This is a genomic window from Lacibacter cauensis (assembly GCF_007830055.1).
In the GTDB taxonomy this organism is placed as follows: Bacteria; Bacteroidota; Bacteroidia; order Chitinophagales; family Chitinophagaceae; genus Lacibacter; species Lacibacter cauensis.
This window is the reverse complement of the sequence record NZ_VLLE01000007.1, coordinates 106,843-120,095: the sequence shown is the minus strand read 5'-3', so window position 1 is coordinate 120,095 and position 13,253 is coordinate 106,843. Positions and strand designations below refer to the sequence as shown.

7 protein-coding genes are annotated in these 13,253 nt (G+C 41.6%); 1 reads left to right on the top strand and 6 read right to left on the bottom strand.

Features of this window, described 5'->3' with window-relative positions; genetic code table 11:
* The first annotated feature begins 61 nt into the window (after window positions 1-61).
* The gene (locus IQ13_RS19845) at window positions 62-769 is read left to right on the top strand and encodes a FadR/GntR family transcriptional regulator (RefSeq protein ID WP_144888491.1); all 708 of its coding nucleotides are present in this window, start codon (window positions 62-64) and stop codon (window positions 767-769) included.
* Window positions 770-832: 63 nt separating this feature from the next.
* Here IQ13_RS19845 and galA read toward each other — a convergent pair whose 3' ends face one another.
* From galA to IQ13_RS19815, 6 genes are all read right to left on the bottom strand, one after another.
* Window positions 833-4,231, bottom strand: coding sequence for a beta-galactosidase GalA (galA, locus tag IQ13_RS19840; RefSeq protein WP_144888490.1), 3,399 nt, complete (start codon window positions 4,229-4,231; stop codon window positions 833-835).
* 126 nt (window positions 4,232-4,357) lie between these two features.
* Window positions 4,358-5,818 carry a glycoside hydrolase family 28 protein gene (locus tag IQ13_RS19835; protein WP_144888489.1) on the bottom strand — a complete coding sequence of 487 codons (1,461 nt, stop codon included), beginning with the start codon at window positions 5,816-5,818 and terminating at the stop codon, window positions 4,358-4,360.
* A gap of 10 nt (window positions 5,819-5,828) precedes the next feature.
* Window positions 5,829-8,066, bottom strand: a complete 2,238-nt coding sequence (locus IQ13_RS19830; protein WP_144888488.1) for a GH92 family glycosyl hydrolase — start codon at window positions 8,064-8,066, stop codon at window positions 5,829-5,831.
* A gap of 101 nt (window positions 8,067-8,167) precedes the next feature.
* Complete coding sequence (locus IQ13_RS19825; RefSeq protein ID WP_144888487.1) at window positions 8,168-9,775, bottom strand: glycoside hydrolase family 28 protein; 1,608 nt, start codon at window positions 9,773-9,775, stop codon at window positions 8,168-8,170.
* 68 nt (window positions 9,776-9,843) lie between these two features.
* Window positions 9,844-11,448, bottom strand: coding sequence for a glycoside hydrolase family 43 protein (locus tag IQ13_RS19820; RefSeq protein WP_144888486.1), 1,605 nt, complete (start codon window positions 11,446-11,448; stop codon window positions 9,844-9,846).
* 53 nt (window positions 11,449-11,501) lie between these two features.
* Window positions 11,502-13,232, bottom strand: a complete 1,731-nt coding sequence (locus IQ13_RS19815) for a hypothetical protein (protein WP_199758320.1) — start codon at window positions 13,230-13,232, stop codon at window positions 11,502-11,504.
* Window positions 13,233-13,253: the final 21 nt, after the last annotated feature.

The following is a 13,253-nucleotide window of genomic DNA, read 5'->3' as shown; positions in this document are numbered from 1 at the left end:
TCGAAAAATCGAAGTGAACTGCCCAATTTTCTTAATTTTGAATAATTAAGTATTACATAATATGACGAACACTCTTTTGAACGGACATTTAAAAACCATTGAAACCAGCAGTTTGGTGGATAAGGTAGAAGCCAACCTGGTGGAGTTGCTGCAACAGCAGAAACTAAAGGTGGGCGATAGTATTCCGAAAGAAATTGAACTGGCCGAAGCGCTGGGTGTAAGTCGTACGGTAATACGTGAAGCGTTGCTGCGTTTGCGTTTGATGGGGCTGATTGAGTCGAAGAAAAAGAAGGGTGCCGTTATTACCAGTCCGGATCTGTTCGGCAATCTGGGTAAGAGTATGAACCCGCATATTCTTTCGCCTGAAACATTAAAAGAAGTGTTTGAAATACGACTGGTACTTGAAATTGGTATGGCCGATTTCCTGTTTCATCGTGTAACCAAAGAAGATATAAAGGAGTTAAAACAGATCGTTGCTAACGAACCACCTGCTGCACAGGATCATTTGTTCAATGTACAACACGAAATTGCATTTCATGGAAAGCTTTACGAAATAACAGGCAATGAAACGATGAAGAAATTCCAGAAAATGTTATTACCTGTATTTGATTATGTGCACAACAGTGGTTTATTAAAAAAGCAAACAGCGTTGAAAACATTCGTATCGCATAAAGAACTGGTGGAGATACTGGAACATGGTACACCAGAACAATTCCGCAATGGTATGCGCAACCACTTAGAGAATCACTTTGCAAGAATTTTTGAATAACAAATTTTGGATGAAATAAAAACGGGCAACAATTGTTGCCCGTTTTTATTTTGAAACTGCTGTTTATTTATTCAGATACTTTTTACTCATCTCATCATACAACGGCAGATACTGATTCGATTTACCATCGTTATCAAAAAACTTTTCCCAGGTGCTGAGTGGTTCCCAAATGCAAGTGCCCTTTCCTTTTCCATTCGGTAACCCAAAAGCGATTTTGTTCACTTCTTCTTTCAATGCTGAGTATTCAACTACAATTACATCTTTGTTATAACGGCGAACAAGATCATTGAGATTATTCTCCAGGTCGGCTAATGTGCCATGCCACTTGGGATAATATGATTGCCCGATGACATCAAAATGCACTCCACGTGCAAGCATGTTATCGATAAAGAAAACTGATTCGTTATTTTGTCCCCCGAGTGCTACATGCAACATCATTTGTGTTTTCGGTTCAACCGCTTTTACTGCAGCTGTTCCTGCACAAAGTAGTTGCGCCAGTTGATCCATATTGCTCACATTACCATCGGGCCAAACAATACCATGATTGATTTCGTTGCCCACCTGCACCATATCGGGCAACGTATTTTGCGCTTTCAATTCCTCCATCACCATCTTGGTATAATCGTACAAGGCTTTTTTCAACTCTTCAAACGAAAGACCTTTCCATGCAGCAGGTTTGTATTGCTTACCGGGATCAGCCCAGTAATCGCTGTAATGAAAATCAAGCAACAGTTTTAATCCGGCAGCTTTTACACGCTTCGCCATTTGCTTTGTGTAATTGAGATCGCAAAATCCTTTCTTGGGTGAATAGCCGCTATCCTGCGCAGGATCGTGAAAGATACGCAGACGCACATAGTTGATGCCATGCTCTTTGATGATCTCAATAGCATCTTTGGTTACACCTTTATCCGAGAATTTCATTCCCTTTGCTTCCAGTTCGGGTAAGAACGAAATATCAGCGCCTATCATCTGATCAACAACTCTTGGCTTTGCAGCTTCACCTTTCAGTTTATACTTTTCATCAATGGTAATCGTTGCTGCTTTTACCGGATCAACTGTAATCACATCTGTTGAACCGGTGTACAAATTCTTTGCACTTGCTTCTACTTTAAAAATACCCGGCTTTGTTCCCGACTGAATAATCACCTGGCATTTACCATTGAACAAACTGCGTTGCCACAAACCATCTGCACATTTATCTGCTTCATGACTGCTGGGATCACCGTTACCTACACCAATGATTTTCGCATCGCCCTCCACTTTAAAATAAATCATGTTGTTGGCATCGGGTACTTCTCTTCCTTCACGATCAACAACAGAAACATTCATCACGGTTACATCTTTGCCATCAGCAAGCATCGTTGTTTTATACGGCGTTAATACTACTTCAACTGGTACACCTGTTGTTTCAACTTTACTTGTCAGTTTTCGTCCATTTTTATAAGCAACTGCTTCCAGCTTGCCTGGTTCAAATTCCACTTTCCATTGCAGGTGACCGTTGCGGGGCATATCCTTCTTCCCTAAACTTTTTCCATTCAGGAACAGCTCTACATTGTCTGCATTACTGTTCACCCACACATCAATTTGCTTTTTCGGTAGCCCCCACTCGTTACGATGGTTCCAGTGTGGCGAAATGTGCAGCACATCTTTATCCGTCCACCAGCTTTGGTAGTAGTAGTAAATATTTTTCGGAAAGCCGCAAACATCCATCACTCCAAAATGCGAATTGATGTTCGGCCATTTGTACGGCGTTGGTTCACCACGATAATCAAATCCTGTCCAGACAAAACCACCTAACCAAAAATCGTTTCTTGCTGCCAGCTTCCACCATTCTTCTGCACGGCTGGCCCACCACGGAGCAGTAATATCCTGGTCGGGCACATAAGCACGGATAGAATCTTTTTCCAATGCACCACGTGTGGTAACCGTACTGCCCATTTCTGTACCAATGATCGGTTGATCGGGATGATCTTTATGATAATCGGCCACAGCAAACTGACGATAATTGAAACTGCGTACAGGAATCACTTCATTCACCCCTTTATAAACATTCGCCACATCAGCAGCATAGGTGCATGTTCGTGTAGGATCGAGTTGTTTTTGTTTGGCAATAAATGATTCTGCAATACGCTTACCGAAAGAGTTGGTATGAATCCAGCCTTCTTCGTTACCGATGCTCCACATAAAAACAGAAGTACGGCTGCGGTCACGCTTTACCAAACGCTCAAACTGATCCATGTATTCAGCACCGCTGTTGAGCAAACGTTGTTCATCCATTACCAGCATACCCAAACTATCGCATGCATCAAGCAACTCAGGTGTTGGTGCATTGTGACTGGTGCGGTAAGCATTCACACCCATTTCTTTCAATAGACCAATGCGATAGTATTGTAAGTAATCGGGCAAGGCACTTCCTACACCTGCATGATCCTGGTGATTATTTGTTCCGTAAATTTTAATGTGTTTACCATTAAGGAAAATACCATTCGGTTTTATTTCGATTGAACGGAAACCAAAACGAAGTTTTTGCTGATCGATGATTTTTCCATTCTGTTTTAACTCCACTACTACACGATAGAGGTAAGGATTCTCCAACGACCATATTGTTGGATTGTTAACAGCAATTGTTTGCTTCAACGTTTTTTCTTCCAGCACATTCAATGCAAGCGCCTGTTCTTTTGATGATGTAATTTTATTTCCTGCTCTGTCGGTGAGATATGTTGATACAGAATAACTACCTGAACTACCGTATTCATTAATGATGCTTGTCTCCACATTCAATGTTGCTTTACTCCCGTTGATGTTTGCATAAGCAAACACGCCATCTGTTGTAATATGAGATGAAAGATAACTGTTTAACCATACATGGCGATAGATACCTGCACCTTCGTAAAACCAGCCTTCGTATTGTGTGGCATCCACACGAACAACAATAACGTTGTTACGGTCGAAGTTGAGAAAATCAGTGACATCATAATTTACACCCACATAACCGCTCTTGTTATTACCGAGATAAAATCCGTTGATCCATACATTGGCATCACGAAAAATACCATCGAACTGTAATTGAAATCTTCTGCCCGAGTCTGCTTTTTCCAGTTTGAATTGTTTGCGGTACCAACCGATACTTGTTGCAGGAAACAAACCACCAACAGGTTTGTACCCGTGACTCTCTACATCGAAATTATCTACATAAGCAAAAGGCAATTCAACGGCCCAATCATGCGGCAGATTAAGTGTGCGCCAGCTGCTGTCGTTAAACTTCGGATCGATGGCTGTGCCGGCTGCTGCTCCCGATTTGGAGAAAATAGTTTTGAGACCATAGTTAAAATCCTTCTCAGGATTTGCGGCATGACCAAAAGCAAACTTCCAGTTTTCATCGATGTTAACTCGTTTGCGTTGTGCAGAAGCGTTGAACGAACTACATACAATAAGTGCGGCAAGAAAAATTACCCTCATCATTTTTGATTGTTTTGCTAAGCCCGCCCGGATGACCTTGGTCGAACGGGCAAAAATTTGAACGGGGGTAAAGTTATTGCTCTTCGGCTTACAAAGCCCACTATTTACCTATTGTGTAGATGATGTGCATCATTGTTTGATGGCAGGCGCTGTTTTGGGAAAAGCGGAGGTGCCGCTGAAGCCGAACCGTTCCAACGAACCGACATTGATGCTGCGGATAGCATTTGAAAAATAAGCTTCTTTCTTATCGCCCCACTCTACCGAACAATTCCGCAGTACAATTTTCTTCACGGTATCAAAATAAAAACCGGCAGTGGTTCCTTTTACAAAGCCTTCTACATTTGCCGGGCGACGATCGTAGATGCCACCTTGTATGTTCGTTATTTTGTTGATGAACACATCCACATTATCAAACACGATATTTTGAATTTTATCCTGCGATTCGGCGCTTACATACACACCGTTTTCGCTTGAGCATTTAATGTTGCTGAAATAAATATTCTTCACCACGCCCACTTTTCCTTCTGTTGCTCCTTTGGGAAAACGCCAGTTGGCATCTTTGTGATTGATCTTTGCCCTGCGGTATGCAGTAATGTAAATGGGTTCGGCTTTGCCCCACCATACATCGCTGAATAAATGTCCTTCAATGATCATATTGCTGAAGATGACATCACTCACCACACCTTCATCCCTGTGCTGAATACCAACCCCACGATTACTTTTTTTGATGATGCAATTATCGATCAGCACCTGGCGGATGGTATCCATATTCTCCGAACCGATTTTGATGGCACAGCTTCTGGATGTCATGGTGCAGTTGGTAACAGTAATGTTTTCACACACACCAAACTCTTCATACTCTCTGCGGTTCTTTAAACAAATACAATCATCACCGCTTTCAATATAACAATCGCTGATGCGTACATTTTTACTATGATCAAGATCAATACCATCACTGTTACGCACTTTTAAACTGTTGAGCAAAGTAATACCGCTGATCACCACATCATCACAACCAATCAAGTGAACCGTCCAATAAGCAGAGTTGCCGATCTTCACATCACGTATGCGTATGTTCTTTCCGCCAATGATGGTTAATACATGCGGACGTGGATCAAGCACATTAAACGGTTTCAACTCATACGAATCTTCCAGCTCTGCACCCATGAATGAAATACCATTTCCATCAATTTCTCCGTTACCGCTGATGGTAAAATTTTCTACGTTCTCTCCTCCGATCCAGATTGTTCCTTCGCCGGGATTAGTTCGGAAGGCACTTTTGGTATAAACCTTTTCATCAGGATTGGCAAGCAGTTTTGAACCTCCCTGCAAATGCAGTTCAATATTTGATTTGACAGTAATGGGACTTGCCTTGTACACAAACGGCGCAGTAAACAACACCGTACCACCACCTGCTGCATGTGCTGCATCAATTGCTTTTTGTATTGCAACGGCATCATCTGTTTTACCATCGCCCACTGCACCAAAATCTTTTACCACAAATACTTTCTGTCGGTTGCCTTGCTGTGCTGCTGCGGAAAAACAAATGAACGAAAGCACAACAATGAAATATGTTTTGAATGTAGACATGACTATTCCTTTATTGAGTTAAACCTGTTGGTCTGTTTGCAGGTAATGCTCCCCATTGTGTTGGCTTATCTGTTAACCACAATTCCAGCTTGCCGCCCTGCATGATCATTTGGTAAGTGATATAATTTTTACTGTACAGTTTCCCATTCCATTTTACTTGATCAATGTAAAGCGATTGCGCACTTGCTTTATGTGTTTGCAGTGTAAATGTCTTATTTCCCTGCAAACGCATAGTTATTACATCAAACAAAGGAGAACATAATAAATAGTTGTTTGAAACAGGATCGACAGGATAAAAACCCATTGCTGCAAACACATACCATGCACTCATTTGTCCTGCATCATCATTACCGCTTAATCCACCGGGCCCATCGCTGTATTCTTCTGCCAATATCTTTCTTACTGCTCTCTGCGTTTTGTAAGGCGATGAAGTGTAGTTGTACGAGAAGGGAATCTGGTGACCGGGTTCGTTACCATGCCAGTATTCATTCTTCCTGAACAAACTATCCAATGCATTTTCAAATGACATTGTTCCGCCCATCAGCTTTGCCAAACCCGGAATATCCTGCGGCACATAAAAAGTATATTGTCTTGGTGTACCTTCGGTAATATAAGGTTCACGAATATCAGCACGAAAAGGTTCAACCCATTTTCCTATTGCAAAACGACCACGCATCATACCAACCGATGCATCAAAAACGTTTTGATAATTGAATGAACGTTGCTGTAATTTTTTGTGATCTTCTGTTTTGTTCAAACCCTTTGCCACAACACTTAATGCATAATCATCAAACGCATATTCTAATGTCCGGCTCACCTGTTCTTTCTTGTGAAAGGCTTCCTGCACACTATCTTCCATTGGCACATAACCATATTGCAGGTACGATGTTAATGCTCTTCGTCCCATTCCGTTTTTATACTCCGCAAAACTGGCAGGTGTTTCAAATGCATTATTACGCATCAATTGGTATGCAGACTGTACATTGTAATTACGAATACCTTTGTTGTATGCCGACGCAATAAATGCAGTTACATGATCGCCGATCATGGCAGCAGTATAACTGTTCCAGCAAGGAAAGATCGGCAACCATCCACCCTGCTCCCCTTTTAAGATCAACGACCGCACAAAATCATTCGTCATCGTTGGATTCAATATTTCCAGCAATGGCAATTGTGCACGATAAATATCCCACATCGAAAAATCATCGTAATAGTTCCCATTCATTTTCTTCAACTGGGCATTACCTGCAAACGAAGGATAAGTGCCATCCACATCGCTGAACAAACGTGGATGCTGCATGGAATGATACATGGCTGTATAAAATACACGCTTGTCTTTTTCATTGTTTGTTTGCACCTGCACCTGTGCCAATACTTTCTCCCATTGCTGTGTTGAAGCAGCACGAACAGCATCAAACCTTTTTGAGCCAACTTCTGCTGCTAAATTTTTCTTTGCTGCTGCAAGGCTGCTGAACGATGTACCGATGCGTAATAATAACTGCTCACCTTTCTTCAACTTGAAACCAGCAAACGCACCTGCCTCTTTCTTTTGCAGTACACTATCATTTGTAAAAACTTCAGCACCTGCAAATGTGCCACGCTTTGTAAATCGCTTTTCAATCTTGATATAAAACCATCCGCTGAAACCTGTTGGTTCGCCCCAACCCTGGTAAATACGATGCGCCGGATTGTAACCCCATATTTCTCCTTTCGCTGCATCCACTTTTACAAACCCTTTTGCATAATCGCTGTTGGGTGTAACCAACACGTACAAACTATCATCCTGCTGCATTGTAAACTGCAACAGTCCGCAACGAAGTGTGGAAGTGATCTCTGTTGTAACTGCACCAGCTTTCACTTTATAATAAGCAGGCGAAGTAATTTCATCGTTATGCGAAAAGCGAACGGCATACTCTTTCGCTGCTGTTTTTAATGTGCCAGCAACGGGCATTACTGTAAAGCTTCCGTAATCCTGCGTGCAGGAACCACTCAACCAATGAGATCCACGAAATCCCGTGAGCAAGGAATCTTTATAAAAATAAGGTGGCACACATTTGTTCTCGGTTTGTTTTGTTTGCGCTGTCCATTGTGTCATTGCAAACGGTAATGTTACTGCAGGAATGGTGTTGGCGTTTGTTTCTGTTCCGCCTGCTTCGCTGTGTTTAACAGCGCTAATGGTTGTTGCCGATGCTGTGCCTGCCAGCGGTTGCACATATTTCATTAGGTTTTGTGCTGTTGCAAATTGCATCAGTACGATTACTGACAATAAACTGAAAATATTTTTTATGTAGCCAGCTGTATTGCTACAGTTCATCTTTTGTTGTGTCACTCCCTTCATAACCTGTAATTCTATTGTACAATAATTGCTTCACTTTCCGGTTTAGGCAAACGAAGTTCTTTGAAGCTGTAACCTTTTACATTGTTCAACAACAGCACCGGAACATCTTTGCTTTGCGGAATTGAGAGTTGCTGTATCTGCAATTCTTTCACATCATCAAAAATACAAGGCACACGAAAATCTTCCTGTTTATAACGAAGCATTACATTTTTCAATTGAATATTTTTTGCATGCCGCACATACAAACCCCATGCAGGCAATTCGCCAAACATAGAAAACTCCGGGTAAGCAGTTTCTGCTTCGGTGATCTTTGTTAATGCTTGCCAGGGAAAATAAGCCCGCTGTTTATCGGCTCCGCCTTCGTACACAATTTCAATATTCTCCAATGTGACCGATTCCACATCATGACCGGGCAATCCTGAAATAGAAGATGGAAATACATTGTGCCGGTAAATGATGGCCGTGCTGTCGTTCAATGTATGATTCCAGGGAGAAACACTTTGCACTTCACCTTGCTTGGCAGGAACAACACCCGGAGGATAACGCAACAATGGTCCTTCCATATTATAACCCTTGTCAGGTTTTGTTGCAGGCACTTCCACATACATATCTTTCACGTGAATGTTGCGCACCACACTGTAACGTTCGTCTTTGTTTCTGTGACCAAGTTTAATAAAGATGGCATTGCCTGTATTGGTTGCTTTAATATTTTGTACTTCTACATTTTCTAAAAACCCGCCATCAACTGCTTCCAGTGCAATGGCTGAGCGATAGGTATCACACACTTCAATATCTTTTATAACTACATTACGAAATCCACCTTTCGATGCTGTGCCGAATTTAACAGCGTTTGCACTGCTGCGAAGTTTGCAGTTGGCAATGTAGATATTAACACAACTATCCGGTTCCTTACCTTCTGATTTTAAACACACGGCATCATCGGCTGCATTTACATAGCAGTTGGTGATGGACACATTTTTTGAATTGGTGATATCAATACCATCGTTGTTCCAGTAACTGGTACTGTTAACTGTTATGCTGTCGATAATTACATTGTTGCAACGGATATAATCCTGCACCCAGCCCGAACCGTTTTTAATGGTTACTCCTGTAACACGAACATTATTGCACAATTCAAACAAAACAAGTTTGGGGCGATTGAACTCTGTTGGCCGTTTTGTTTTCCATTCTGCATCCGTAATCTTTCCAGCTTTCAACAAACGGTACACGTCTTCCACCAGTTCCGCACCTCGTCCATCAATTTCACCTTTGCCGGTTATTGCAACATTGTTTTGATGCGCTGCACTAATAAGCGCCTGTGCAGTTTCTTTACCATAATCTATTCGATTCGTACTCCCCTGTAACACTGCGCCTTGCTGCAAATGAAGCTCCACTCCACTCTTTAATACAATTGGTCCGGTTACAAATTTTCCTTTCGGTACAATTACTTTGCCACCACCTGCAGCAGACGCTTTATCAATTGCTGCCTGAATAAATTTTGCATTGTTGGTTTTGCTATCGGCCTTTGCAGCAAAAGCAGTAATAATGAATTCCCTTTGCTGAGAGAAAACAAACTGTGCTGTAAAAATCAACGCTGCGAATAAAACAATCTTCTTCATATCCATCACTAAAATATATTTACAGTTAACTGAATTTTATTTCTACTTGCGCACTACGGTTGATACAACTACTTGGAATAACTGTACCGGAAATAATCAACATCAACAAAACCTTTCTCAGCAAGTAAATTGTAATTATAAATACCAATGCGGTCGCCCCGGTAGCTTCCCCATCTTAACTGTGAAGAATTTGTGAGCGCAATAAACTTTTTTCCATCAAGGCTATACGAATAGATATTCATGCCGTCGATATTCCACGATGATTGCAGCCAGATATCTTTGTGTGTTATCGTCCTAACGACAGAATCTTTTCCGTTTACATGGTAGACCAAAAACTTTTGTCCATTATTCATTCGTATACCAATTGTACTGTAGCCTGCAGTAGAAAAATGTGTTAATCCGGTATGCTGCCCATCAACCATATTGCTGATATCAAGTTTTACAGTTGCAAGGTTTGTGTTGGTCCGCATACTGCGTTGTGTAATGGTATTGCCTGCACGCAGTAACAGTTGTTCTTTGTTCGTCGGATCAAATGGTGTAAATGCATGTAAACGCAAAAAGCCTTTACGCTCCGTTAACGACCATTTATCTGCTCTCGGCTGGTAATTCCATTCCCACTGCACATTCAGTTTTGCAGATTGAAATTCATCGCTTGTTTGGATAGTCTGTTGCGTCTTTACTGTGATTGGTTTCTTTCCTGTCCATACCATTTCACCAATGGTATCTTTCCCAACCTTGCCAATGATGGGCCAGTTATTGATCCATGTTACCGGTAACAGGCTGGCCGGTCTTCCTTCCCAATCTCCCCTTCCATGATGTGTTAAAAAATACCACTGATCGTCAGTTACCTTTATCAATCCTCCCTGGTTGGGTTCTCTATCTTTCGTTCTGTCAACTTTATTCAACTGCTTGTATTCATACGGACCGAGAATATTTTTTGATCGTCCCATCATAATGTAACGTTGTCCTAATTCATTTACCTGGCTGAAATAATGATAGTACAATCCATTAATCTTATATAGCTTGTTTGCTTCACTTCCTTTTGCCTGGTACAGAATCGTATCCGATTCCATGATCAGCTGCTTTCCGTCCGCTGTCATTTTAAACAGATGAATGTTGTACTCCTTCTTATTTTTCGGATCAGTTGAAAAATTTGTTGCAATGAAATAAAGTTGCCCATCATCATCTAAAAAAGAACAACAATCATCCCAGCCCGATACATTCCATAAATGATGAAGTGGCTCCCAAGGCCCCGCAGGATTTGTTGCCGAGCTCATAAAAAAACCTTCGTCAGGTGTACCAAAGTAAACCCAGAATTTATTTTTATAGTAGCGGATAGAACCTGCCCAAACAGCTCTGCCATACCGATTCATTTTATCCCAATTGAGCTGCGGACTTATTTTCGTAAGATCGTCTACTACATGTCCAATGATTTTCCAATTCACCAGATCAACAGAATGCAGCACGACCATGCCTGGAGAAAACTGCATTGTAGATGAGATAGCATAGTAATCATTCCCCACACGAATAACATCCAGATCGCTAAAGTCGGCAGGCAAAACAGGATTAGCGTAAGTTCCATTTCCCAGATCGCCCCACTGTTTATACATCTGCCCGAATAAACCAAAGCAGAAAAACTGTATGCAGAAAAGTATGGAAAATGTTTTTTTCATTCCTATTCAACTTAATCAAGGCAAGCTGTTACCGCTTTCAACTAACAACCTGGTTAACGAAATATAAGTTTGTGTTTAAATGGTGTTGTACCGGTAATGTACACATGCTCACCTTTGGTACGCAATGTTCCGAAATGCGTACTGTAACGTTCTCCTTCGAGGTTTATGATTTGTTTATGTGCTACTGCACCGGGACCAAATGAAATCACGTCATTTCCCGAACGGTATTCACCTGTTCCCTGTTCCAGAAAACTATTGCCGTTTGCATCTGCAGCAGCAACACCTGTTAATTGTCCGCCTTCTTTAAAACACAATTCAATGGTAACAGGTACGCCCTTCATTCCTTTCAGTTCAAAGTCCAGCTCAACCGTTCCGTTTGTTTCAGTTAAACGGATAATGGTTTCCAATGTTTTTACATTACTCACCGGACGGTTACTGAAATCCATTTTATTCCAGAAACGATCATCAATACTCGGCGACAATTTATAATCGCCATTTGCTTTTCGTTTTTCTTTTGGCAACGGTTGATAGTAAGGTATCTCCAGTTTCTTCCGCAGTACATAGCTGTTCCCTTCTTTTCGCAAACCATCACTATAGAAATAACCCATGCTGAAAAAATTCGACGACAACCGCATATACTTCAAAATAGCATCCCCTTTTCTGTACGAAAAGAAATCTGGCGAATTAGAACGACCCGATGCAATGAGCAGGGGCTGGTCGGTTCCGCCAAACAATGTAATGGTTGTGTTCTTTTCCTTAATCCGCAGCAGGTGTGATGTTGTAAATAATTTTTCGTACCGTTCAGGCAACACTTCAGCAGTTGGTAATTGTTGCTGTAATGTTTCATCTTCCAAAAAGTAAAACAACGAACGGGTAAGTATGTCTTTTTCAAAATCCTTTGTTCCTTCGATCTGTTTACAAATAGCAGCGAAGAGTTGACTTTTTTCATGAACAGCCATATACCGGTACTGCAGATAAAACAGCGTACTTGGCTTTGCAGCAGCTTCGTACTGATCCTGTCTCCTTGAATCGTTGCGTACCAATTCGCCATTCGGTTCAATGTAGTACTGGTACATGGTAAGATTTTTCCGAACAGGAGCATACAGCGAAGGCTTGTTCGCCAACCTTGCTATTGTTATAAATGCTGCATTCTCCACACCCGAATAAATACCGCTGCGTTCAGGGTAATGCCCATCTGCATCAATGAACACGCCTTCGCCCAACCAATCGTTGATGCGGTTACTGTATTTTTTGTTGGGATATAAATGACTGAGTTGCGCAAGTGCTGCACTTATCACCCAACGGTGATTAGGCGTGTGTATACCACCTGTTGAAAGACCTTCACCTGTTTTTAATAAAATTTGTTTTAACTGTTGCTGCACATCTTTCAATTCGCTGCTGTTATCTTTCCGCAGGATGGATGCAGCAGGACCAAGTATCTCAACAAGGAACGCAGTATCAGGTGGCGATTCCAGATTACCCACATTTACCGTTCCATCTTCTGCCTGTGCACTTGCTAAAAACTTCACCAGCAAATCGATCTTGCTTACCACTTCTGTATGGTGATAGTACGCCGATCCTTTTGCACAATAAGCAGCCGTAAGCACGGCAATATCATAAGCGATCATGCGGCTGAAACGAAGGTTGCCAGGCTTCACCGTTTCCATTAATTGTGCTGCTGTTTTATCATTTGCAGCAAGTAAGTGGTTCATCATCTCTGTGTCAATGGACGCACTAAAATCATTTGCTGATGCCTTTACAAACAACGGACTTAATGCTGCCATTGCTCCTATTTTCAAAAAATC